General features: G+C 41.9%; 17 protein-coding genes, 1 tRNA gene and 1 pseudogene. 10 read left to right on the forward strand and 9 right to left on the reverse strand.

From position 1 onward, the window contains the following. Positions 1 to 266 precede the first annotated feature (266 nt). Positions 267 to 461 carry a DUF2256 domain-containing protein gene (locus NSTC731_RS03740; protein WP_289799005.1) on the forward strand — a complete coding sequence of 65 codons (195 nt, stop codon included), beginning with the start codon at positions 267 to 269 and terminating at the stop codon, positions 459 to 461. Continuing rightward, positions 461 to 1,414: an isoaspartyl peptidase/L-asparaginase gene (locus tag NSTC731_RS03745; RefSeq protein ID WP_445629687.1), complete on the forward strand. Its 954-nt coding sequence runs from the start codon at positions 461 to 463 to the stop codon at positions 1,412 to 1,414. Before NSTC731_RS03740 ends, NSTC731_RS03745 begins: the two co-directional genes overlap by 1 nt. Here the strand turns inward: NSTC731_RS03745 and NSTC731_RS03750 are convergent. The 4 genes from NSTC731_RS03750 to NSTC731_RS03765 form a co-directional block, all read right to left on the reverse strand. Next, positions 1,405 to 1,827: a DUF29 family protein gene (locus tag NSTC731_RS03750; RefSeq protein ID WP_445629688.1), complete on the reverse strand. Its 423-nt coding sequence runs from the start codon at positions 1,825 to 1,827 to the stop codon at positions 1,405 to 1,407. The two genes, NSTC731_RS03745 and NSTC731_RS03750, sit on opposite strands and share 10 nt — an antisense overlap. Before the next feature lie 115 nt (positions 1,828 to 1,942). Next, entirely contained in the window at positions 1,943 to 3,322 is a 1,380-nt protein-coding gene (glmU, locus tag NSTC731_RS03755; protein ID WP_445629689.1) for a bifunctional UDP-N-acetylglucosamine diphosphorylase/glucosamine-1-phosphate N-acetyltransferase GlmU, read from the reverse strand. A gap of 202 nt (positions 3,323 to 3,524) precedes the next feature. Further along, positions 3,525 to 4,766 (reverse strand): HD domain-containing phosphohydrolase, encoded by a 1,242-nt coding sequence (locus NSTC731_RS03760; RefSeq protein ID WP_445629690.1) that lies wholly within the window; start codon positions 4,764 to 4,766, stop codon positions 3,525 to 3,527. 511 nt (positions 4,767 to 5,277) lie between these two features. Then, positions 5,278 to 6,204, reverse strand: coding sequence for a tRNA (5-methylaminomethyl-2-thiouridine)(34)-methyltransferase MnmD (locus NSTC731_RS03765; protein WP_445629691.1), 927 nt, complete (start codon positions 6,202 to 6,204; stop codon positions 5,278 to 5,280). A 26-nt stretch (positions 6,205 to 6,230) separates the two neighbouring features. Between NSTC731_RS03765 and NSTC731_RS03770 the strand changes: the two genes are divergently transcribed. Beyond that, positions 6,231 to 7,097 (forward strand): sulfurtransferase, encoded by an 867-nt coding sequence (locus tag NSTC731_RS03770; protein WP_445629692.1) that lies wholly within the window; start codon positions 6,231 to 6,233, stop codon positions 7,095 to 7,097. A gap of 90 nt (positions 7,098 to 7,187) precedes the next feature. Here NSTC731_RS03770 and NSTC731_RS03775 read toward each other — a convergent pair whose 3' ends face one another. After that, positions 7,188 to 8,519, reverse strand: a complete 1,332-nt coding sequence (locus NSTC731_RS03775) for a hypothetical protein (RefSeq protein WP_445629693.1) — start codon at positions 8,517 to 8,519, stop codon at positions 7,188 to 7,190. Between the two features lie 850 nt (positions 8,520 to 9,369). On the opposite strand from NSTC731_RS03775, the pseudogene NSTC731_RS03780 reads away from it, so the two are divergent. After that, positions 9,370 to 9,561, forward strand: a pseudogene (locus NSTC731_RS03780) (iron dicitrate transport regulator FecR); the annotation flags it as partial. Between the two features lie 293 nt (positions 9,562 to 9,854). Here NSTC731_RS03780 and NSTC731_RS03785 read toward each other — a convergent pair. Next, entirely contained in the window at positions 9,855 to 11,015 is a 1,161-nt protein-coding gene (locus tag NSTC731_RS03785) for a hypothetical protein (protein WP_445632274.1), read from the reverse strand. A gap of 273 nt (positions 11,016 to 11,288) precedes the next feature. Between NSTC731_RS03785 and gor the strand changes: the two genes are divergently transcribed. The 3 genes from gor (at position 11,289) to NSTC731_RS03800 (ending at position 14,656) form a co-directional block, all read left to right on the forward strand. Continuing rightward, positions 11,289 to 12,665, forward strand: a complete 1,377-nt coding sequence (gor, locus tag NSTC731_RS03790; protein WP_445629694.1) for a glutathione-disulfide reductase — start codon at positions 11,289 to 11,291, stop codon at positions 12,663 to 12,665. A gap of 98 nt (positions 12,666 to 12,763) precedes the next feature. Continuing rightward, on the forward strand, positions 12,764 to 13,402 hold the full coding sequence (locus tag NSTC731_RS03795) for a YqiA/YcfP family alpha/beta fold hydrolase (RefSeq protein WP_445632009.1): 639 nt from the start codon (positions 12,764 to 12,766) through the stop codon (positions 13,400 to 13,402). A gap of 105 nt (positions 13,403 to 13,507) precedes the next feature. Then, a complete protein-coding gene (locus NSTC731_RS03800) occupies positions 13,508 to 14,656 on the forward strand; it encodes a histidinol-phosphate transaminase (RefSeq protein WP_445632010.1) in 1,149 nt (382 codons plus the stop codon). A gap of 8 nt (positions 14,657 to 14,664) precedes the next feature. Here the strand turns inward: NSTC731_RS03800 and NSTC731_RS03805 are convergent, their stop codons facing one another. Both NSTC731_RS03805 and NSTC731_RS03810 read right to left on the reverse strand, forming a co-directional pair. After that, positions 14,665 to 15,219 (reverse strand): hypothetical protein, encoded by a 555-nt coding sequence (locus NSTC731_RS03805; protein WP_194043947.1) that lies wholly within the window; start codon positions 15,217 to 15,219, stop codon positions 14,665 to 14,667. An 895-nt stretch (positions 15,220 to 16,114) separates the two neighbouring features. After that, complete coding sequence (locus NSTC731_RS03810; RefSeq protein ID WP_445629695.1) at positions 16,115 to 16,750, reverse strand: GNAT family N-acetyltransferase; 636 nt, start codon at positions 16,748 to 16,750, stop codon at positions 16,115 to 16,117. Positions 16,751 to 17,957: 1,207 nt separating this feature from the next. Between NSTC731_RS03810 and NSTC731_RS03815 the strand changes: the two genes are divergently transcribed. The 3 genes from NSTC731_RS03815 (at position 17,958) to NSTC731_RS03825 (ending at position 22,910) form a co-directional block, all read left to right on the forward strand. Next, positions 17,958 to 21,488 (forward strand): response regulator, encoded by a 3,531-nt coding sequence (locus tag NSTC731_RS03815; RefSeq protein WP_445629696.1) that lies wholly within the window; start codon positions 17,958 to 17,960, stop codon positions 21,486 to 21,488. 68 nt (positions 21,489 to 21,556) lie between these two features. Further along, positions 21,557 to 22,789 (forward strand): hypothetical protein, encoded by a 1,233-nt coding sequence (locus NSTC731_RS03820; RefSeq protein ID WP_445629697.1) that lies wholly within the window; start codon positions 21,557 to 21,559, stop codon positions 22,787 to 22,789. A gap of 50 nt (positions 22,790 to 22,839) precedes the next feature. Further along, positions 22,840 to 22,910: transfer RNA gene (locus NSTC731_RS03825), tRNA-Gly, on the forward strand. Between the two features lie 382 nt (positions 22,911 to 23,292). Here NSTC731_RS03825 and NSTC731_RS03830 read toward each other — a convergent pair. After that, positions 23,293 to 24,339: an ABC transporter permease gene (locus NSTC731_RS03830; RefSeq protein WP_322675301.1), complete on the reverse strand. Its 1,047-nt coding sequence runs from the start codon at positions 24,337 to 24,339 to the stop codon at positions 23,293 to 23,295. Positions 24,340 to 24,433: the final 94 nt, after the last annotated feature.

The raw sequence follows: 24,433 nt of genomic DNA on the forward strand, positions 1-24,433 counted from the left end.
TTTAACCTTAAGTTGACACCAATGTAAGTCCTTGCACCTCTACAAATCTAGAAATAGTTTGGAATAATTTATTTTTTGCAAGTCCCTAAAAGAGAAGGATAGTAAGATTTAAACCCTCTCTGTTTTTAAAATAGATATTGCAAATAACTCTAAGGATAGATTGACAATATATTTGTTCGTCGAATTGATCCTGCCTTCGTAGCAAACTGGTTATAATTATCTTCCATCTCCCTCAGAAATGAAATTCTCATTTACACAGTATTTATATGGGACGTGTTCGTTCTAAATCTGACCTACCTACAAAAATCTGTCCGGTATGTCAACGTCCTTTCACATGGCGTAAAAAGTGGCAAGATTGTTGGGACGATGTGAAATACTGCTCAGAACGTTGTCGTCGTCGCCGTTCTGAAGCTCAAAATGAAACCAACCGCGATACAGACGCAAATAGCGCAAGAGATTAATGGAGTTACAGGTGCAACCTAAATTAATTATTCATGGCGGGGCTGGTAGTTCTCTCCACGGTAAAGGAGGATTAGAGGCGGTGCGCCGATCGCTCCATACAGTAATAGAAGAAGTTTATTCTCTGCTATTGTCAGGAGCAACTGCCTCAGAGGCAGTGGTGCAGGGTTGTTTAATGCTCGAAGACAACCCCCGTTTTAATGCTGGTACTGGTTCAGTATTGCAATCCGATGGACAAATCCGTATGAGTGCTTCTCTGATGGATGGTGCATCAGGGCGGTTTAGTGGTGTGATTAATATCTCGCGGGTGAAAAATCCGATTGATTTAGCGCAATTTTTACAAAGCTCCCCAGACCGAGTGCTATCAGATTTCGGTTCGGCTGAGTTGGCGCGAGAAATGCAAATTCCCAGCTATAACGCTTTAACTGATTTGCGGTTACAAGAGTGGATACAAGAGCGCCAGGATAATTTTAAAAGCGCAATGGCTGGCGTAGTAGCAGAACCCGAACTGCTAGAAACCAGCAATGCCGGACGCGGTACCATCGGTGTAGTAGCTTTAGATGCATCTGGTAAGCTAGCTGCTGGCACTTCTACTGGTGGTAAAGGATTTGAGCGGATTGGTAGGGTAAGTGATTCGGCGATGCCAGCAGGTAATTATGCTACTAGTAATGCTGGTGTTAGCTGTACTGGTATTGGTGAAGATATCATCGATGAGTGTTTAGCCGCACGGATTGTAGTGCGTGTTACTGATGGGATGTCACTGAAGGAAGCGATGCAGCGCTCCTTTGGGGAAGCCCACGAGAACAAACGCGATTTGGGAGCGATCGCCTTAGATGCTAGTGGAGCGATCGCTTGGGGAAAAACTAGCGAAATCTTACTCGCTGCCTACCATGACGGCGAAAAAATTGGTGATACTTTGGAATGGACTGGCAACGAACTGATCGGCTATTGTTGAATCAGTTTCAGGGCTTCGGCTAAAATTTCTTGCTGGTCAACCATTGCAGCCAATTCTTGGGCTTCATAACGCCCCTCAAAAGCTTCTAGCGCCGCTCTTTTCAGTGCCACTTGATATCCTTGTTCCAGAATATCGATTAATTCTGCTTGATTCAAGTAAAAGCCACCAGATTTGCGGCGCTTGTTTATTTTGTTGATTTCTCGCACTGTATTTTCTATTGAAACATCCCAAGAGCGAGTCGAACGTTTTTCGGCCTTTTGTTTAATTAAATGGATGAGCAGAATCACACCATAACTATCAATTTTATTGATTTTGTCACTGAGGCTCATTTCTTCTAACTCATCCACCAACAGTAGCGCCTCATGGATTTTGCCTTGTTCTAGAAATTGCCTAAGTTCTAGCAGTTCTTCCATGTATGTTATGTGTTGAGATTTTGGCTATACTACTAATCTAGCTAGATTAGACATCTAGCAAAAATCGTGGTTTCTAGTCTAAAACCACAGATCGAGCGCAATTAACACCGATGAATTATTTATGTCGATCTGTGGTTTCATTTTCAACATTTTTCCTTCGCCAAGCGGGTTTCACCACCTGACGACTACGGGCAATTACCAGAGAATCATCAGGCACATCTTCTGTCACAGTAGAACCAGCTGCAATGTAGACATCATCTCCCAAAGTGAGCGGAGCCACTAAAACGCTATTGGCGCCAGTTTTTGTCCGATCGCCTATTTTGGTACGATGTTTCTTTACGCCGTCATAGTTGGCAGTAATTGTACCAGCACCAATATTCACCCGACTGCCGACAACAGTATCACCTATATATGACAAATGGGCTGCATTGGTGCGATCGCCTAATTGCGTATTTTTCAGTTCCACAAAATTCCCCACACGGCAACCAGCACCCACCTGTACCTGACCGCGCAAATGAGTATAAGGGCCAATTCGGCTTCCGGCCTGCACGGTGCTATTTATGACTACTGAATATTGCACTGTGACATTTTCACTTAACTGACTATTTTCAATTAAACTCCCCGGCCCGATGTGACTTCCTGTTTGAATTACCGTATTTCCCCGCAGGTGAGTTTGGGGTTCAATAATTACATCCGGCTGCAATTCCACTGTTTCATCAATGGTGATACTTGTGGGGTCGATGAGGGTGACACCCGCCAGCATCCATTTTTCCTTGACTCGTTTTTGCAAAATTTCGGATGCTGCTGCCAGTTGCAAGCGATCGTTGATACCAAGAATTTCTTGGTAATCTTCCACATCCACTGCCATCACTTGTCCTACCTGAGTCACAGCATCGGTAAGATAGTATTCTTTTTGGGCATTGTTTGCCTCTAGGTGGGGAAGCACCTTTGCTAAATCTGGCCAGCGAAAGCAGTAAACTCCAGCGTTAATCCGCTGATTTTCTCGTTGAGCAGCCGTACAATCCTTGTGTTCGACCATTTGCTGCACAATATTTTCATCGTTACAAAAAACGCGCCCGTAGCCTGTGGGGTCGGGTAGATGCGAGGTGAGAATAGTGGCAGCGTTTTGATTTTGGACGTGAGTTTGTAACATCTGAAGAAGAGTTTCGCTGCGTATTAACGGTAAATCGCCGTTAAGTACCAGCAAATCTCCTGTGTAATTTTCCAAGTGAGGAAGTAATTGCTGGATAGCATGACCTGTCCCTAATTGCACAGTTTGTTCGACAAACTCCAAACTGGGAATCGAATGCATGGCGGCTTGCACTTCCTCAGATTGATATCCCACAATCACGATTCGCCGTGAGGGCGAAAGTGATTCTACACTTTCGAGAACTCTTTCTACTAGCGATCGCCCACCCAAAGAATGTAAAACCTTGGGTAAGCGTGATTTCATCCGTGTGCCGCGTCCCGCCGCTAAAATTGCTACAACTACCATAATTAGCTATCAGCTATCAGTGAAATGTGATTAATGCTGTTAGTACTTTAAAATCTCGGCTCAAATCATACCAGCTAATTATAGAAGACTGAAAATATTAAAGGAGCCGGAATTCTGGAGTCGGTATAATTTCACTCCTCAAAAGCAGAGATTATGATAATGCAAATTAGCGTTCATTACAGCAGCTACAAATCATTACTCCCTATTCCCCACTCTTCCCATTTTCCTGACAAGAGCAAATAAACTCTGCAAACTGCTGCATTAGTTTGGGGTTACGCCAACCAGAATCAGCTTCTTGTTGCATCACTAAAAGGGCTTCTGTTGAAGTAAAAGCTCTTTTGTAAGGTCGTTCGCTGGTTAGGGCATCATAAATATCAATTAACTGAAATACTTGCGCTAGATAAGGAATATCATCTCCCTTGAGTCGATCCGGGTAGCCTGAACCATCCCAACGTTCGTGGTGATGACGAATAATCGGAATTACACCGCGCATACTGCGTAGTGGTTGGCAGATTTTTTCTCCAATCAAAACGTGCTGCTGCATAATTTGCCAATCTTCGGGGGTGAGTTTGCCTTTTTTTAGCAGCACAGCATCGGGAATACCCACCTTACCAATATCGTGGAGATAACCACCCCACCTCAAATCTCGAATTTGATAGCGTGAGAGGTTGAGGTATTCACCAAAAAATTGTCCCAGTTTTACTAGACGTTCGCAATGGTTGCCTGTATTGGGATCGCGACTTTCGATAGACATGGCAATGGAAAACAGTACTTGTTCGGCATGGTCTAAATCTTCGTTCATACGCTTCTGCCGCACCAAGGACTTTACACGCGCTGCGAGTTCCACTCGATCGAAGGGTTTGGTGAGAAAATCATCTGCCCCAACTTCAATTCCCCGAATGCGCGATCGCCTGTCATTTAACGCTGTAATAAAAATTACTGGGATTAGTCTAGTCTGCTCATCCTGTTTAAGCAATTGGCACACTTCAAATCCATCCATTCCTGGCATCATCACATCCAGCAAAATCAAATCTGGTTGTTTTTGAGTTACCAATCCCACAACAATAGACCCAGTGTCCGCCTCAATCACCTCATATCCTTCCATCCCCAAAAGGGCAACAGCAGTCATCCGGCTGGCGGCATGATCGTCAACTACTAAAACCTTCGGCGGATCTAAATCAAACCCATTCACTTTAGAACCTTTGGCTTGTAGTGTTCTAGAGACCAATGAATCATCATAATTAACATCAGATTTTATCCAAGAAGACATTGCTTGCCTATCTTCAAGCATCAGGTCTCCTTGAGATAAGCCTAAAGAATAACCTTCCGCATTTTGCGATTCCACGGCATGATTTGAACCGATACTCTTCACTGTGCTAATAGAGTTTGATCCATTAACAATTTTTTCTGTAAAGCCTGTATGGTTGGATTTCCATTGAATCACAAAGACACTCCAAGTTTTTGCACAAGTTAGTTAACAGTGTCAGATTTTAAAAACAAATTTAAGATTCGACTGTATCTGAGTCAGAATTTCGATATGGATTATGCACGATCTCAACCTGGCGATGGGATTTTTCGCAGCATGTATCTTTTATGTTACGAACAAGATGTATCTTGTTGTCAAATTTTTTGCTTTTAATTTCAGTATGATAAATTCTCGCAAATGTTAAATCAGGTTTTTTACGGAGGTTTTTTCGCTTTCTGACGCCAAAAAGCGTTATATTTGGCTTCTTTATATCGAAATATCGGATTTGGACTTTCAAGTTTTTATAGTAATCATTGTAATCATTAGATACAAATGTTTTTACTTACTTAGTTATAGCAATATTCCATTACTGTTATAGACTATGTGATATTGAATACTAACATATTGATAAGCTATTTGACTCGTAAAAACTCGTTGAATTAGGCTTGCAGTCCATAGACGTAGCATATTGTATGATATTGTAATCAAACTACAAACTAGTTCCCATAAAATCCCTATCTTGTGTTCCCAATAACCACCTTTTTCGCCAATGAGAGCAAGGTTCTAGGCAAGAGGTTTCTTGCTCCTGTTGTCGCCGCCTAACTATGACTTCAGTTGGATCGCTCAATTGAGGATCGCGATAGGGAATAGCAGCACGAGTTAGCAAGTGTTCTTTTTCAACTTCTGAAAGGGTAGTGAGTAGGGAGTCGTCTTTAGACTCAGCATTTTGAGAATGTGTTGCCACGGTACCAGGCGATCGCCTTCCTACAGGTGGGGTAGAAGATATCACCAAACCAGCAGACAAAAGTGCTGTACGTACAGCAGCAGCACAAGAATAGGTGGCTAATAAACCATCTGGATGTAAACACAATGAGAGTTGTTTAATAAATTCAACAGTCCATAATTGAGGACACTGTGGTGGTGAAAAGGGATCGAGGAAAATTGCATCTGCCCAGAAACCCGACTGACGTACTAGCGCGATCGTAGTTCTAGCATCGCCAATCAGTAGCTTCGCTTTCAGGCAAGGTGTTTGTACTTGATGCTCAAAAGCTAGCTTTTTCAAAATTTCATCAATATAATTACAGTTCCAATTCTCGAACAACTGATGAGCGATCGCCGCTTGTGGCACTGCTGGATTCAGTTCTAAACCAATTACTTCAACACAACAACTAGGATTCACGTCCCAAATCGTCTGCAAAGCAGCAGCCGTGTTATATCCTAGACCATAACAAACATCTAATAGTCGCAAGATCGGTTTTTGCGCTGCTGTAGCCAGTTGAGTAGGTTCCACAAACTTGCAAAAACTCTCCTGTGTAGCTCCAGAATGGCTGTGAAAGGATTCACCAAACTCTTGAGAGACAAAGGTGAAAGAACCATCTGCTGTTAACTTAGGTGTAAAATTCTCTAAGTCTGACATCTTACAAAAAAACTAAATAATGACTAATGCCCAATACTTCTCTACAAGAGGCTGCGCCAACGGCTTCGCTCAGTACAAGTCCCCAATTTGTTGTTTCGCCAGCTTGGCTGTTTGAACATCTAGAAGATCCGCAAGTCGTTATTGTGGATTGTCGCTTTTCTTTAGCCGATCCACAACTAGGACAACAACAGTATCAAAAAAGTCATATAAAGGGGTCATATTACTTAGATTTGAATCAGGATCTTTCCAGTCCAGTGGGTAAGCATGGCGGAAGACATCCTTTACCTAACCCTAATGATATAGCTAACAAATTGGCAGCGATTGGGGTAAATTACCAAAAAAGTTTAGTTGTAGCTTATGATGATTCGCGCTTTGCCTTTGCGGCTCGTCTATGGTGGCTGTTGCGCTATCTAGGACATGAGCAAGTAGCAGTACTGGATGGCGGCTTGGCTGGATGGCAAAAAGCTGGGTATTCTGTTACAAATGTTATTCCTCCTCCCCGAATGGGTAGGTTTGTCCCTCAAGTACAAACAGAAAAGGTGGTAGATATTACAGCGGTGAAAAGCCGCAAAGATAGCCATGAGGTAGTATTAGTTGATTCAAGAGAGAGCGATCGCTACCAAGGCGAACGAGAGCCAATCGATCGAATTGCTGGACATATTCCCGGTGCAGTCAACTATCCCTGGCAAGAAGTTACAGACTCTTCTGGCTACCTACTCCCTCCAGAAGAACAATGCCGTCGGTGGGAAAAGCTAAAAACAGCCGAAGAAATATTGGTATATTGCGGTTCTGGCGTTACTGCTTGTGTGAATTTACTTTCTTTAGAATTAGCTGATATTAGCAAGGGTAAACTTTATGCTGGTAGCTGGAGTGATTGGATTTCTTATTTATAGTCATTAGTTATTGGTCATTGGTCATTAGTTTTTAATAAAAGATAAATCACAAAGGACAAACGACAAATGACTAATGACAAAGGACAAATTTCAAAACCGACCTAATTGCAAACCATAATTAATACTGAAGAACCAACCATCAAAATCAATGTTTTCGGCGGTTGAACTACCTAAACTTACTCCAGCTTGGACATTCATATAAATGGTATCGGATATTTGGTAATTTAAGTGTCCGAATAGCCGATAAAATTCGTCTTCTCGATCGCGCTCTGTAAAGTCTGATAAACTCATTTGGTAGTCAATACCAACCTGGAGAGGCTTTTGCAAGTAGTAGTTCAGAGATACCCAAAAGGAATTGATTATCCGATTACGACTTTGGGGATCGGCAAAATTTACATTCAACTGGTAGAAGCTATCTAGGGTTAATCTTGAAGTTAAGGGATCTCGGCGTCCCAAAGATAGCTGTAGGGAATTTTCATTTAAAAAGCGATCGCCTGCTTTGAAGCTATCGGGGCGATCGCTGCTGTTGGCATAAAATAACTGTTGATTGCTCCAACTGATTTCTCCAAACATCCGTTGAGATAGCTGCTGGTAAATACTGAGATTGAATCTCACCTGGTTGTAATGATATTGTGACTGATTTATATAACGAATCAGATTGCCATCAATTGAGCCATTTACAAAAGTCTTAGATCCCAAAGGAAAATATGTAGAGGCTAGTGTCAGTCCAGAAATAATTAAACCATCTTCTATGGGATTATCATTTGAGGAAAAAATGTTATTCGTTTGGAAGTAGCCGACACGTCCTTGTAGATAGCCGATAGGTTTAAACTGAGGTACAGGTTGTTCTGTCGGTGGTGGTAGCTGTTGTTCTAAGGGTTGTTGTTCTAGGGGTCGTAACCGCACCCGCAATCCCAATTCGGGATCGCTATTAGATTCAAACGGTTGTTTTGGCGATCGTAGCAGTTCTATCAACCTCTCTCGCCTTTGAGGATACTCTCTCTCAGGTAAATTTAATAGTTGCTCCTTTGAGTCTGAAGGAGATATGGGCAAATTATTTGGCGGAGATTCTAGCTGTGGCGGTTCATTTTGCTTTTGAGTATTTATAGGTTCTTCGGTTTGATCTGGGATTTGAGTCGTTTCTGGTGTTTGCTGTGCTAGATTTAACGGCATCCGAGAGTCTAAAGTATGTGACTCACTCGACAGCTTGCACAAAGAGTTAATTGCTTTTTGCTCCAACTTATGACATAACTGCTCATGAGTTAACTGTGTAGTTGCTAAATGATTAGGATGTAAAACATGTGTAATTGCAGATTCTGCCGCATCTACTCTAATGCAACACCAGCTTCCACCACTGGACGTTAACAAAATACAAAAAAACAAATTTTTCCAGTTCTTGAGTCGCATCTGGTTAGATCGCATTGATTGCATTTGGCAAATGTAGACCCACAAGCTGTATCGGAAGTTCCGACTACAAAGATACAGTTGATTGTATCTATATTTAGCTTTGTAGGTATATACTGAAACTACAAACTAAAATTACTGCTTTTCGGATTTTTACCCAGATTTTTTCTCAAACTGAGATGCTCCGATAAATTGTTGTTTAAATTTTAGTGAAATACAGCTAGTGGGTAATTTAACAATAAATCCTTAGCAAGTTATTGTCCCTCATAATTAATGAGCCTCTAACTGAACTGATTATAAAGGATTATGTGTAAGGTACTTCTGATTTAATTATTTATATCAAATACTAACTTTTAAATATGCTACAAACTTTATTGAATACAATTTCATTTTCACCAGCAAAAGTTAAATTAACTAAATACATATAGTTATTAGTAATCCAATTTGATTCATCAACTTGCTTACGTAGATAAGGAACAGGTAAATAGGAAAAAAACAATAGATGTGTACTGAATGTTTTAAAGAATCATCAAATCTGAGTCAGTTATTTCACTTGTTATCTATTTTAGGCATTAAATCTAAATTAAAATTTAAATTAATTTACCTAAAAAACTATTACAACAATTAGTATTAGCTTAAAATTTAATTTTTATGATATTAGTTGAAGGTCAAAATTTCTCAAACTATGTTTTATAAATCGTTTCCATTATTAGTGATTGGTTTATGGGGACTTATAGTACTGCCTTTGCCAAATCGGGTAAGTGCTATAACTCCTCTAACGCGAGCAGAGATTCAAAATCTCCGCAACATCGTACAACTGATACCCAAAGATAAATTGAAGAAACGTCCTGCACGCAAATTAGATGCAATGACCCCTGGAGACGGGCTGTCAACTGGTCGAGCTTCTCTCGCAGATTTGCGTTTTAATGATGGCTCTTTGGCACGAGTTGGAGAACAGGCGTTATTTCAATTTTTACCGAAGACTCGTGACTTTAAACTGACAAATGGGACTGTGTTGTTGCTCATCCCACCAGGAAAGGGGCAAACACGTATACAAACACCAAATGCAGCAGCAGCAATTCGTGGATCGGCATTATTTGTACGCTACGACCAACAAACAGACACCACGATTGTGGGTGCGCTGACAAATAGCGGCATTGAAGTTTCTAACAAGAAAGCTTCTCAAACTCAGGTGTTGGAAGCAGGACAAATGGTGATTATAATTAAAGGCGAATTTCAGAGATTATATGATTTTGATCTAAGAAATTTTTATGAAACGAGCCAGATGGTTCGGGAACTTGATTTGAACAGGCAGAGTCCTGTGCCTACGCCCGATCCTGCAATTACTAGTGTTCAAGCCGAAACTGCTGCGGCTTTGAAAGCACAGTCACCTATAAAAGGCGAGGGAGTAATTGAAAACCCCTCTTTTGTGCAGCTAACTCCACCAGTTGGCCAAACTGAGAAATCACCCAATACCTCAACTGCAACTGAGAAATCACCCAACACCTCAACTGCAACTGAGAAATCACCCAACACCTCAACTGCAACTGAGAAATCACCCAACACCTCAACTGCAACTGAGAAATTACCCAACACCTCAACAAATCCAACACCCGTCACTCCAACAGATCCAACACCCGTCACTCCAACAGATCCAACACCTGTCACTCCAACACCTGTAACCTCAACAGATCCAACACCCATCACTCCAACACCTGTAACACCAGTAACACCCGTAACACCTGTCACTCCAACACCTGTAACCTCAACAGATCCAACACCCATCACTCCAACACCTGTAATACCCGTAACACCCGTAACCCCAACACCAGTAACACCCGTAACACCCGTAACTCCAACACCTGTAACACCAGTAACTCCAACACCCGTAACCTCAACAGATCCAACACCCGTCACTCCAACACCCGTAACTCCCGTAACTCCAGTAACACCAGTAACTCCAACACCTGTAACACCCGTAACACCAGTAACTCCAACACCCGTAACCTCAACAGATCCAACACCCGTCACTCCAACACCAGTAACACCCGTAACACCAGTAACTCCAACACCTGTAACACCCGTAACACCAGTAACTCCAACACCTGTAACACCCGTAACACCAGTAACTCCAACACCAGTAACACCAGTAACACCCGTAACACCAGTAACTCCAACACCCGTAACACCAGTAACACCAGTAACACCTGTAACTCCAACACCTGTAACTCCAACACCTGTAACTCCAACACCAGTAACACCAGTAACACCAGTAACACCCGTAACTCCAACACCAGTAACACCAGTAACACCCGTAACTCCAACACCTGTCACTCCAACACCCGTAACACCCGTAACTCCAACACCAGTAACACCAGTAACTCCAACACCCGTAACTCCAACACCTGTAACACCCGTAACACCCGTAACTCCAACTGACTCTCCAAGTACATAAAAATTGCTAATTGGGGTAAAAAATGCTATGCGAAAGCCGAAGACAGTACGTCTTGTCATAATTTTGTCTAATTCCTGTGGAACTTAGTTGCTCTAATGCGGTAGCACAAACTTATGCTCGATTAGGGGCAGAACTATACAACTGTTAACTACTGCCTTTACTGCCGCCAAAGCAAAAAGTGATATTCCCTACGACCAGATAGCATCTGCTAACGCTAGATTAAATCAAGGACAGGACTTACACAGCGTTCACCGGATATCCTTATATAGTTCAATCACGTTCTGTGTGTAAGTTACCAGGAACTCACTTGTTGCTAAAGAGAACATAAACTTATGACTTTTGATTACGACCTGTTTGTAATTGGTGCGGGTTCTGGAGGTTTGGCGGCTTCCAAACGAGCGGCTAGCTACGGCGCAAAAGTGGCGATCGCTGAATATGATTTAGTTGGTGGCACTTGTGTGATTCGCGGTTGCGTTCCCAAAAAACTCATGGTCTATGGCTCTCACTTTCCCGAACTGTTCAGCGACGCTTCCGGCTATGGCTGGAAAGTGGGTAATGCTGAGTTTGACTGGGAATATTTCATTACATCTATAGATAAGGAAGTTCGGCGATTATCGCAACTACATATAAGCTTCTTGGAAAAAGCCGGAGTAGAACTATTTTCTGGTCGCGCTACATTGGTAGACCCCCACACCATAGAAGTTGATGGACGTAAAGTTACAGCAGACAAAATTTTAATTGCTGTTGGTGGGCGTCCTGTCAAACCAGATTTACCAGGGATGGAACATGGGATTACCTCCGACGAAATCTTTCATTTAAAAGAACAACCAAAACACATCGTCATTATTGGCGCTGGTTATATCGGCACGGAATTTGCTTGTATTATGCGCGGTTTGGGTTCTGAGGTGACACAAATTACCAGAGGTGAAAAGATTTTGAATGGTTTTGATGAAGATGTCCGCATAGAAATTGAAGAGGGTATGACGAACCACGGAATTCGCTTGATTAAGAATAATGTGGTGAAAGCAATTGAACGTGTCCCAGAAGGGTTGAAACTGACTTTATCAGGGGATGACCAAGAACCACTAATTGCCGATGTGTTTTTAGTAGCGACCGGTCGAACTCCCAATATAGATGGATTAGGTTTAGAAAACGCTGGGGTTGATATTGTCGCTAGTTCTATCGAAGGACCTGGATACCCTACCACAAGTGCGATCGCAGTCAATGAATATAGTCAAACTAGTCAAGCGAATATTTTTGCTGTTGGCGATGTCACCGACCGAATCAATTTAACTCCCGTGGCCATTGGGGAAGGTCGCGCCTTTGCCGATAGCGAATTTGGGAATAATCGCCGCGAATTCAGTCACGAAACTGTACCCACAGCCATATTTTCTAGCCCAGAAGCTGCGACAGTCGGCTGGACAGAAGCCGAAGCACGGGAAAAACTCGGTGATGCAGTCAAAATTTTTCGTACTCGCTTCCGCCCCATGTATCACAGTTTGACTGGTAAGCAAGAGAAGACAATGATGAAGTTAGTGGTTGATGGTAACACCGACAAAGTTCTAGGCGCTCACATGGTAGGTGAAAGTGCGGCTGAGATTATCCAAGGTGTGGCGATCGCAGTCAAGATGGGCGCAACTAAAAAAGACTTTGATGCCACTGTGGGTATCCATCCCTCATCCGCAGAGGAATTTGTCACATTGCGGTAATAATAGTTATGAGTTACGAGTTGTGAGTTGAAAAAATAAACTGATAACTTAAAACTTAAAATTTATAACTTCTCACTCCTAACTCCTAACTATTAACAATCTTGGACTACATATATCTTCACGGATTTGCTTCTAGTCCTAAATCTGCCAAAGCGCGGGATATAGGCGATCGCTTTACCCAAATTCAGACAAGGCTGAAAATTCCCGATCTCAATGCTGGCGATTTTTCCCAATTAACAATCACTCGTCAGCTCGCGCAAGTTGCCGCAGAATTCAGCAATGATTCTACACCAGTAACACTCATTGGCTCAAGTTTGGGTGGTTTGACCGCTGCCCACTTGGGACAAAAAAATTTGCAAGTGCAACGCTTAGTTTTGCTAGCACCAGCTTTTGGGTTTTTATCTCATTGGTTGCCCAAGCTAGGAGATGAAGAAGTACAGCGTTGGCAGCAAGAAAAATATATTATGGTCTACCACTATGGAGAGCAGCGATCGCTTTCCTTAAATTACGATTTCGTCATAGATGCTGCCCAATACCAAGAAAAACTTTTGCAACATCCTATCCCCACGCTAATTTTGCACGGCAAAAAGGATGAAGTCATTCCTGTCGAAGCTAGTCGTGACTTTGCGCGTTCCCGTCCTTGGGTGCAGTTAATCGAACTAGACAGTGACCACGCCTTGGGTAATGTTATGGAAGAAATTTGGCAGGCAATTCGCCTCTTTTGCCAATTACCTTGAAGTTGTAAAATATTAGACTCACACATAAATAATGTCCTTAGTCATTTGTCCTTTGTTAGTTACTAATGACCAATGACTAATGACCAATGACTAATGACTAAAACTATGCTTCCCTTCATTCGGTCAGATTTAGCCCAATTCAGTGCCTATAAACCTCATCCTAGCAGCGATACAGCCAATTCTGTCGCCACACAGTTCGATCGGTTAGATACAAATGAAAGCCCCTACGATTTACCACCTGAGTTAAAAGAAAAGCTAGCGTGGACTTATCAGCAAGTAATTGAAACAAATCGTTATCCTGATGGCGGACATGAAACACTTAAGAATGCGATCGCACAGTACGTTAATCAGTCAGCCGACCTCTCATCATCGTTATTTACTGCTGCCAATATTTCTGTTGGTAATGGTTCAGATGAACTAATCCGCTCTTTATTAATCGCCACTTGTCTAAGAGGAGAAGGGTCAATTCTTGTCGCCAATCCTACTTTCTCAATGTACGGAATTTTGGCGCAAACTTTGGGCATTCCTGTGGTGGCGGTGGGGAGAAATGAAACAAATTTTGAAATTGACATCAGCGCTGCACAGTCGGCGATCGAACAAACTCAAAATCCTCCCATTCGCGTAGTTTTCGTAGTCCATCCCAATTCGCCGACTGCTAACAGCTTAACTGAGGCAGAGTTAGCGTGGTTAAGAAGCTTGCCACACCATATTTTAGTAGTAATTGATGAAGCTTACTTTGAATTCAGTCAAACTACCCTAGTAGGTGAATTAGCACAGCATCCTAATTGGGTAATATTACGCACTTTTTCTAAAGCTTTCCGATTGGCATCTCTCCGTATTGGTTATTGCGTTGCCCATCCCGAAGCGATCGCCATTTTAGAAAAAGTTCGCTTACCCTACAATCTCCCCAGTTTTTCCATAGCAGCTGCCTTAGTTGGTTTACAAAATCGTACACTCTTGCTGGAATCAATTCCCCAGACCTTGAGTGAACGAGCTAAACTCATCGAAATTTTATCCCAGCAACCAAAACTACAAATTACTCCAAGTGCTGCCAACTTTATTTACCTGCGTCTTAAACCAAATGGCTTTAATTCACAAGAAGCTGCTTTAAAAACTTTCCACCAGAAACTTAGAACACTCGGCACTCTTGTACGGCACATTAGCGGAGGATTACGAATTACTGTCGGAACGATAGAAGAAAACGCCCGCACCGTCAATCGAGTAAAAGCTGCTTTGGCAAATTTGTCATCTTAGCAATTTACTCAGTAATTAAACCTGCTATTTACCTCACTGCCCAAACGGCGTACTACTCCAACTGTTTGTGGCAGCACACCTACTAAAAGAGCAAAAGCAACATCCGGCAAAAGAGCCACTATTTCTGGTGGAAAGTATTGTTCAAATTGATCGAGAATCTTCTGGACTCGCTGCCCAGGCAGTGGATTTTCTGTAATTTGTTTGATCAATCGAATCCACTGTCGTCTAATCAAGTAAGCCTTCTGGCGTTCTTCGTTAGATTCAGGAGTTAATAAAGAAAGATTACCTATGGGCAGTGCCCTTTGGCAATCACAATCGTAATCCCCACCCACAGCAGCCCCAGGCCCAGCAAACTCTGCATGGTAGCGTTTAAAGAGTATTAATCCATTTCGCCTACGACTATTGACGATGAAAACTTCTCCACTGTGCAAACGTGTAAGGATATCCGAGCCTTGCGATTGCTCAGTTCCGTCTGACATGACAACAGAGTCAAGGAAAGTAGTTTCAGGGTAATAAGTTGATACCATAGAGGTCTGATAGCGTCGATGCTGTTCGCTATCCATGTTTTTTAAACTTTTAATGAATGTTGTTGTAGTATGCACTTCAAAACAGAACTAGCTGTTATATCAAATCAAGTTTTTGAATTTTTTTATTATCAAGACCTTTCTGTCAATCTAACTAAAAATAGCAATATATAGGCGTTGTTTCAGTAATTGAGTGATTATATTTTATGAGATATAACTAGATTTGTCTGTAAACCATACTAATGTTTTCTTAAAGTTTTTATAAAGATGAATATATGAATTACAAAGTTATTATGAGGAAGCAATGATTTCTTTCAACGCGATTTTGCGTTATGTTCCCATTATAGTCCATTTTCATCTATATCGAATGCTTGAAAAAATTTGTTAAGCATAAATCCCAAACGTGAAAGTTAACATTTTTTAATATTAAAAATATTTACCAAAAAGATAATTTGTTTATAGCGACGAGGGCATTTTTCGTAATCAAGTTAAAATCAAATATTCTTTTGATAAAAAATTATCAAAAGCTTTTTACTCGCTTTGTAAATTAACAAACATCTTTGAGTTTTGATTTAATAAGACTCCTATTTGATTGCGTGAAAAAACTTAGTATAACTCAAAGAGCCTTCTTTATCGTTAGCTCTTGCCTGCTAAATCAAGTAAATCTTGGAAATCAAAGCGGATTTATCTGGATATTTAGATAATATTGGCTAAATTTCTAATTAAACCCCGTTCATTTGAAAACCTAGAGTTCTTAAAAAGAGTATATTATCTACTCCTGGCTTGAGTTTTGAGCTTTCTCTGAGTCAAAATAATTATAGTTCTAAAGGTAGACGTGGTTTAGCTTAGTTTGTGTTTGATTACCGCTATGAGTTACAGATTTATTGAATTAATTGGAATGGAATACAAAACTTGACAATTGCCAAAATAAAACTCAGAGAATGGAATCAGCACTCAGGTGCTTGTGCAATAACATCTGGCTTGAGCGTCTTAGAAGAAATGTATTCCAATTAGATTCGACTTTATGCACTCGATATCCCAGCTTGAAATAAAGCTGTCGTGCTTGATGGTTATTTTCTAAAACATGGAGATATAAGTCTTGAAATCCCCACTCGCGAGAGACTTTTTCACAGCTAGTAAGTAATCCTGAAGCCACACCATGTCTACGGTATTTTGGGTGAACCGCTAAATTAGATAAGTAAGGAAAACCTACACCAACCTCGCTCCATGAATCACTACTGTAGCGTACACCCATTTCCACACTCCCTACTAAGTTATTAGCCTCACCAGTAGTAGCTTCAAGGGCAACTAAGCACAGATGACGGGGTGCAGGTGATGCCATCCGATGCCTTAAGTCTTCGTAAATACCCAGACGTAGCAACGGAAAAGCCCATCCCCATATACCGTTGTGGGAATGAAAGCTTTCAGTAATAATTTGGGCAACACCAATCAAATCAGCAGGTGTAGCTGTACGAATTTGGAATTGGCAGGAAGCTGGATTGATTGGCTGTTGGTGGTATGGGTGAAAAAACCGATATTTCAAGGCTAGTTTAGTATTGATTTTATTCAACAAAAATTTTCTCAAATATCCTAAAACAAGATTTAAACTAAATCAGAACTTATAGAGTTGCCGAGGAGATTTAACTGAACCAATATTGCTAATTCGCTTTTTCTTGTAGATTAAATAAATTTTACATTTTAGTTTGGAGTTTTATAATCCGCATTTTTGAAAGAGTATTAGCTCGACTTTATCCATTTTTTTTCAACGCGATCGCAATCGCTAAAACCTTTGTGGGACGGTAGTTTTACTTTTTTAACTTCATTGATAATCTGTGACGTGGAAAAGTATTTGCCAAAAAGCCAGGATTTTTGCCGGATAAAGAAAACCGAGTTCTTAATTTTGGATGAAGTCGAGCTTAGGAGTTACAACTTCATAAATCTATTTAAACTCAGTATATTCATTGCATACCTTCTTTTAGGTAAGCAGAATCTCAAACTGATTACCACAAAAACATCTCTAAAGTGATAGAGCTTTCAGCGAGTGGGCAGAGGAATAGCATAACTTATCTGTAAGCAGCATCTCCAAAATTGTTAAGTAAGTACACTATTGGCAAACTCTGGTTTCAAACTACCCTTGGTTACAGTACTGAACTTGTTTTTTGCAGTTACCGCACACTGATACTACTTTACTACTAAGTCCTAGAAGTAAGCTGTACAGTTACTGTGACAAGAATCTGTAAGGTTCCCTAATCCCTAATCTCTAACTCCCCAACCACTACCACTTGTCTTAATGATAGTTCTGATTGCTAAATTAGAAAGAGGTATTTGTCTAATAGTATACTTTGGCTTTAAATCTTATTGTTTTAATTTTGCTGACTCTACCATGACTACCATAAATAAAATTTACCTGCAAGTGTTATTACAACAACTGTGGAGGGAAAACTTAATATGCAGCTTTATCTGGATTTTTCTGCTGGCTATGAGCGCTGTATGTATTATCAGACATTGCTCACAGGAGGTGAAAAAAGATTTGGCAAGCAAGCGTCGACTCTATAACACTAAAACTGACAATGAAAGCAATTACCCTGCACCAACCCAAACGGTAATCGGCACAAGCAATTGAGACGAATTACTGTGAGTAAACGCTCCCACACTCAGCAGTCATGTAGCCAAACAGCCCTATTGGTCGAAATGCTCTGCTCTTACCTGACTCAGAAAAATCCTTACCTGATCAGATTATTCTTTATCCGACTGCCGTTGCAGCAGGAAAGCGGTGCATGAAATCCCAAGCAAACAGTAAGCCTAAAATTTTGGTTGTCGATGATGAACCAGACAACCTTGACTTGCTTTACCGCACTTTTTATCGTGATTATAAGGTGCTAAGGGCAACCTCTGGCCCTGCGGCCCTCGATCTGCTGGCTCAAGAAGGAGAGATCGCGGTGATCATCTCCGATCAGCGGATGCCAATGATGAGCGGTACAGAATTTTTGAGCCTGACAGCAACTCAATATCCAGATATTATTCGGATAATTTTAACTGGCTACACCGATGTCGAAGACTTGGTGGAAGCAATCAACGCTGGTAAGGTATTTAAGTATGTCACTAAACCGTGGGAGGCGGAGGAACTCAAAGCAGTGGTACGCCAAGCTTTGGATACCCACAATGTCCTCAAAGCTAGAACCCGCGAACTTACCCGCACACTTCGTCAAGAATCGCTGCTGAATACTGTTACCAATACGATTCGCAGTGCTTTAGACTACAGACAAATTTTGCAAGCAATTGTAGACACAGTGGGTCACATGTTGGAGGTGGATGTTTGTCTGCTACGTCCCTTCCAAGATGAGCAGTTGGCGGATAAAGGGTTTATTTATCAGAAGCCTCTTTCTGAAGAGACAGAGGTGCAGGAGAGCAAAAAAGAAGTGGCAGTAAGTCTTTCCCCTCTACCCGCTATATCCTCTGCAACTCCTCTCCCTCTTTTAGCTCAGACAGTGTGGGAAACCCGCGAAGTTCAAGTGATTCACGATGTGATTGATGATGAGCGCATTCACGGTAACACTCCCGAACTGCGTCTGCGGGCGCAAGCTTTTGCTGCTGCTAACATTTGTTCTAGTTTAGTTGTGCCATTGATCTGCCAACAAGAACTGATGGCAGTACTAGCACTGCACCAGTGTTCTGTTCCTCGCTTCTGGAGCGATGATGAGGTGCAGTTAGTTTTGATGGTAGCAGATCAGGCAGCCTTGGCTTTGTCTCAAGCTTATGCTTACGAACAAGTACGTGCCCTTGCCAAGCGAGAGAGCTTGATTAATACAATTACTAGCGCGATTCGCTCTAGCTTAGATCCTCAAGATATTTTTGCGGCTATTACCCAACAATTGGGACAAGCTTTACAAGTTGATGGGTGCGTCTTGTCTTTGTGGACAGAGGAAGATAAGTTTGTTGAATGTGTGGGTTTGTATGATAGTTTTCAATATCTAGAAAATTTAAGAGCGTCAGCCCCAGATAATAATTCAAGTAGCAATCATCACTTATCAAACCAGCGATTACCCTATTCTCAAGCATCGATTCAGGAAAATCCCATCCTCCAACAAATGCTACAGACACATGAACCTGTGGTAATTGGTAATGTAAGCCATTCTCCTTTAGATATGCGGGGTTTTGATTTACCTTTAAAAATGCCAGCGCGATCGCTAATGTTTGTGCCATTATTGGCTGATGGTAAATGTATCGGTAGTATTACTTTGCACGAAGGTAAAAAAGTACGCCAATGGTTGCCATCTGATATCGATTTGGCGAAAGCAGTGGCAGCACAAGCCGCGATCGCTGTGCAGCAGTCACATTTGTATCAAAAAACTCGCCAACAAGCTGAACGCTTACTGGAATTAGACAAACAAAAAACTGAATTTTTTCAAAATATTTCCCATGAGTTCCGCACACCGATTACCTTGATTCAAGGGCCTTTAGAGTCGGCAGTAGCGGCTGGTGAGGGATTATCTTACTCTCAAAGTGCGATCGCCCTGCGTAACTCCCGCCGCCTCCTGCGACTGGTAAATCAACTCTTGGATTTACAACGCCTGAATGCGGGGAGAATGCAGCCTAGCTTCCATCCCTGCGATTTAGTCGAATTTGTCAGCCAAATAGTGGAATCTTTTCGTCCCTACTGTGAGAAAAAGAGACTGCATCTCGTCACCCAGTTAGATGAATGTTCGACAGTGTACTTGGACATGGAAAAATTTGACAAGGTGGTTTACAATCTCTTGTCAAATGCCATGAAGTTTACTCCCGAAGGTGGCACGATCGGTGTCAGGCTAAAATCTGAGCGCGATCGCTGCATATTACAAGTGCAGGATACTGGAATTGGTATTGTTAAAGAACAAATTCCCCACCTATTTGAGCGCTTTCGCCAAGCTGAAGGTTCAGCAAACCGCTCCTATGAAGGCAGTGGTTTGGGTTTAGCTTTAGTTAAAGAATTAGTAGAATTACATGGCGGTCAAGTCACTGTAGAATCAGTTTATGGTGAAGGTACTACTTTTAGTTTATGGCTGGTGACTGGAAATGCTCATTTACCTGCACAGCAAGTACTAGAAACGCCTACCGAACTGAATACAAACCGCGCTAGCGTAGAATTAGCTGATTTAGAACTAGTAGAGTCAACAACAGACAATATTGAAGATATTACAATAAACCTCTCTCCCAGTGTTGATACTCAAGACTCAGCACATGAGACTCAGCACTCAATTTTAGTTGTAGATGACAACCCCGATTTGCGAACCTATGTATCTGAAATTTTCCGCCGTAATGGCTATCATGTACAGACAGCTCGTAACGGTCATGAAGGGCACAGTAGAGCGAAGGAAATTCTACCCAGCTTGATTGTGACTGACTTAATGATGCCGTTAGTGAGCGGACTTGAGATGATTCAGATGATCCGCAATGAGGAGACGTTGAAAGGAACACCAATCATTCTGCTGACAGCAAAAGTAGATGAAGAAACCCGCATTGAAGGTACAGAACATGGCGCGGACGCTTATTTAGCAAAACCATTCAACGATCGGGAACTTTTGGCGGAAGTTCGCAATCTTTTAGCGTTGAAAGAAAATGAACGGCGAATTGTGGAGTTAAATACTTATCTAACAGAATCAGTGCTAAAGCGCTTTTTGCCTGCTGTATTGGTGCAAAAAGCCGCAACCGGAGATTTAACGTTAGATTTGCGCCCAGAACCACGCTTAATTACAGTTTTGTTTAGCGACATTGTGGGTTTTACACAGCTAGCAAATACTCTCAGATCCCGACGAGTTGCAGAGCTGCTAAATGAATATTTAGAAGCAATGACCAAAGTTGTCTTTAGCAATGGCGGCACTGTAGATAAATTTATGGGAGATGCTATTTTAGCTTTATATGGAGCGCCGGAAGAACTAACCCCTAACGAACAAGTGCGTCGTGCCATTAATACAGCAAGAGCAATGCACCACTCACTGGCTGACTTGAACCAGCGCTGGCGAGAGCAAGGTGTATTCGATAGCGACAAACTTAATAGCGTACAGTTCCGGTGTGGTATTCACCAAGGTACTGCTGTTGTGGGGATGTTTGGTAGCGCTGAACGCGCCGATTATACTGCTATTGGCCCAAGTGTCAATATTGCCGCAAGGTTGCAAGCTGCCGCTATTCCCGGTACGATTCTAGTTTCTGCTGCCGTAGCAGATTATTTGCAGGAAGGAGAAATTACTAAAGGGAGTCCGCTAGAACTTAAAGGAGTAGATGAAACAGTTTTGACTTTTGCTGTTTCACCAGAGGTAATGGTTAATCGCTAAAATTTAGACTGGTATTTTAAAGCATTACCAATGAGTAAAAGTGCATAATCATATCCAGTTTATATAATATGACACCATCGGTTGCAGACAAAACTCCAATTCCAGCCAAGGTCTGGAGACGACACACCGATCCACCAGGTTTGTGGATTTTTGTCGTTGTCAGTTCAGTCTCTCTGCACTTGCTGGTGTTCTGGCTGATGCGCTCATCTAATGCATTTAGTCTGTGGTTTCCCCAGCAAAATCAATCTGCTGTTCCCATCGAATTGATAGAAATTGCTCCTAAAACAAAATCAATAATCAAATCAAAATCAACAGCCAAAATAGTTTCGTCAAAGCCACTATCCTCTACTCAAAAGTCTGTACCAGCACGTTCATCACAAACAGCACGAACTACGCCTAAAAATGAAGAGATTGGCGCAATAAATCCTCCTGAAAATTTCCAGAAAAAGAGCCGAATTTACGCCTCTCAACCTAATAGCGAACCTTCTAGACAGCAGATAGTCCCCACGCCAACACCGAAACCTATAGCTAAAGCCACATCGACACCGAAACCTACACCTAAAGCCACACCGAAACCTATAGCTAAGGCCACACCAACACCGACACCAAAACCTACACCTAAAGCCACACCGAAACCTATAGCTAAAGCCACGCCGACACCTACAGTTCCAATCGGTAATTTACCTTGGAAGCGTCGTCAAGAAATTAAACTGGGAAAGGGAACGCAACTACCAACAGGTATTCCATCAAATCGACCAGTTTTAGAACCTGAAAATAGAGAAACTCCAGCAACTTCGACTAGAGAAACTCCAGCGACTTCGACTAGAGAAACTCCAGCAACTTCGACTAGAGAAACTCCAGCGACTTCAACTAGAGAAACTCCCGCAACTTCGACTGGAGGAGCATCGGTAGCAATAGTAGCTCCCTTATCTAGAGATGAAGTGATTAGCTTGATACAATCAAAAGGATTCCGACAAGATGCTTTACCCGATGTTATCGCTTTATACAAGGGAAGCAACACAAAACAATTAGACCCAAGTTTTCTTATCCAGAATTCAAAACTCGAACCAGCACAACTTTTGGCTAGCTTGATAATCGATCAGAATGGCAACTTTCAACAGGCTGTAGTTCTAGAAATAGAACCAGCAAAACTGCAAAGTGAAAAAAGTACATACGAGCAAGTATTGAGGGAAGTTTTCAAAACAGAAAACTTTCTTGCTGCCCACAATAACGATGGCACAAAACCAGAATTGAGCAATTTGTATGTCAGGATCAAAATGCAACCCGCCAATTCCAACTAAATACTTGAATTTTGGCAAAAGCTGTGTTAAGTTTATAGAGTTGGAAAATTGCGGGCGTAGTTTAGTGGTAAAACTATAGCCTTCCAAGCTATTAATGCGGGTTCGATTCCCGCCGCCCGCTTAGAAAACCTAAGTCTAAATCTTAGTAAAATAATTAGTTAAACAGCAATTCACAATTTTTTGCAGCGTACAGAAATAGCTTGAAACTGAGAGTAGCCAAATTCTAGGATGAGGAATAAGCAACACTTTCTTGAACAACATCCGCACTCTGGCTATTTCTTTGTTGTTTTATAGTTGGCAGGATTTTGGAAAACGCCCAATAAGTTTTGATTTTTTGAATTTTATAATTGCTGCTAATTAAACGTGAGTTCGATGTACCTCTCCCTCCCAACCTCCCTCTCCCACGGGGAAAGGGAGGAGCAAAGAGAAATTAGGGTTTTGGCTTCCCTCTCCGTGTCCAAGAGGGGTTGGTAGAGGTCAAAAAAGGGCTTGTCGAACTCACGTTAATTAAGATTTTCTAGGCGAATGCGTGGATCGGCTGCTTTGAGCATCAAGTCGGCGATTAAATTGCCAACAATCAGAAGTACTGCGCCCATAACCAAGCTTGCCATTAATAAATATAAATCTTGAGCTTGTAAAGCCTGTAAAGCCAATCTCCCTAAACCAGGCCAGTTGAAGAAAAATTCGGCGATGAAGGCACCATTTAATAAACCAGCTAATTCAAAACCTAATAAAGTAATTAAGGGATTTATAGCGTTGCGGAGTGCATGAACATAGATGACGCGGTTTTCTGGTAAACCTTTGGCACGAGCCGTTTGGATGTAATCTTGACGCAGGACATCTAATAATTCGCCGCGAGTGATGCGTTGCAAACCCGCAAAACTCGTAATTGAGAGTGCGATGGTGGGTAAAATCATGTGCCAGCCGATATCTAAGATTCTGCCAAACCACGATAGTTCTGAGTGATTGATGCTAGTCATGCTACCCACTGGAAAAAATGGTGAGGTGATTTGGGCTAAAACCAGCAGCGCTAAGGCAGTGATGAAACTAGGAAAGCCTTGTCCTGCGTAACTAATCACTTGTAAAATCCGGTCTGCTGGTCTATTTTGTTTGACAGCGGCAAAGATCCCTAAAGGGATGGCGATCGCCCATGTGACAATTAGAGATGCGATCGCTAATAGCAAAGTCGCTGGTACTCGTTCCCACAACAGCGATGCCACTGAACGTTGATAAATAAAACTCGTGCCAAAATCTCCTTTGGTTAAGATTCGCCATAGCCACAGCCCAAATTGCTCTGGCCAAGACTTATCTAGACCAAACTGCCGTTTGATTTCTTCAATTCTTTCAGGAGATATCTTCGGATTTTGCCGCAGCGTATCTACATAATCACCGGGAGCGAGTTGAATGATGAAAAACGACAACGCTGACGCCAACAACAAGGTTAGCAGTGCCTGCAATAGTCGCTTTGCCACATAAACAAAAGTTTCGCTCGTGACTAGCCTGATTAGCCAATCCCGACCGGTCTCCAAGGAAATTTTCGTAGATGTCATTTATATTTTGTCCTTTGTCTTTTGTCATTTGTCATTTGTCCTTTGTCATCTGTCCTTTGTCTGTTGTTTTTCTACTGACTAATGACTAATGACC

The organism is Nostoc sp. DSM 114167 (genome assembly GCF_052692655.1).

Excerpts from the sequence above, each read along its gene's own strand:
- glmU (WP_445629689.1), bottom strand. The coding sequence starts at position 3,322 with ATGGTAGTTGTAGCAATTTTAGCGGCGGGACGCGGCACACGGATGAAA.
- NSTC731_RS03785 (WP_445632274.1), bottom strand. The coding sequence starts at position 11,015 with ATGACAAGACGTACTGTCTTCGGCTTTCGCATAGCATTTTTTACCCCA.
- NSTC731_RS03775 (WP_445629693.1), bottom strand. The coding sequence starts at position 8,519 with ATGCGATCTAACCAGATGCGACTCAAGAACTGGAAAAATTTGTTTTTT.
- NSTC731_RS03815 (WP_445629696.1), top strand. The coding sequence starts at position 17,958 with ATGAAATCCCAAGCAAACAGTAAGCCTAAAATTTTGGTTGTCGATGAT.
- NSTC731_RS03745 (WP_445629687.1), top strand. The coding sequence starts at position 461 with ATGGAGTTACAGGTGCAACCTAAATTAATTATTCATGGCGGGGCTGGT.
- NSTC731_RS03750 (WP_445629688.1), bottom strand. The coding sequence starts at position 1,827 with ATGGAAGAACTGCTAGAACTTAGGCAATTTCTAGAACAAGGCAAAATC.
- NSTC731_RS03770 (WP_445629692.1), top strand. The coding sequence starts at position 6,231 with ATGCCCAATACTTCTCTACAAGAGGCTGCGCCAACGGCTTCGCTCAGT.
- NSTC731_RS03820 (WP_445629697.1), top strand. The coding sequence starts at position 21,557 with ATGACACCATCGGTTGCAGACAAAACTCCAATTCCAGCCAAGGTCTGG.
- gor (WP_445629694.1), top strand. The coding sequence starts at position 11,289 with ATGACTTTTGATTACGACCTGTTTGTAATTGGTGCGGGTTCTGGAGGT.
- NSTC731_RS03805 (WP_194043947.1), bottom strand. The coding sequence starts at position 15,219 with ATGGATAGCGAACAGCATCGACGCTATCAGACCTCTATGGTATCAACT.
- NSTC731_RS03740 (WP_289799005.1), top strand. The coding sequence starts at position 267 with ATGGGACGTGTTCGTTCTAAATCTGACCTACCTACAAAAATCTGTCCG.
- NSTC731_RS03800 (WP_445632010.1), top strand. The coding sequence starts at position 13,508 with ATGCTTCCCTTCATTCGGTCAGATTTAGCCCAATTCAGTGCCTATAAA.
- NSTC731_RS03830 (WP_322675301.1), bottom strand. The coding sequence starts at position 24,339 with ATGACATCTACGAAAATTTCCTTGGAGACCGGTCGGGATTGGCTAATC.
- NSTC731_RS03765 (WP_445629691.1), bottom strand. The coding sequence starts at position 6,204 with ATGTCAGACTTAGAGAATTTTACACCTAAGTTAACAGCAGATGGTTCT.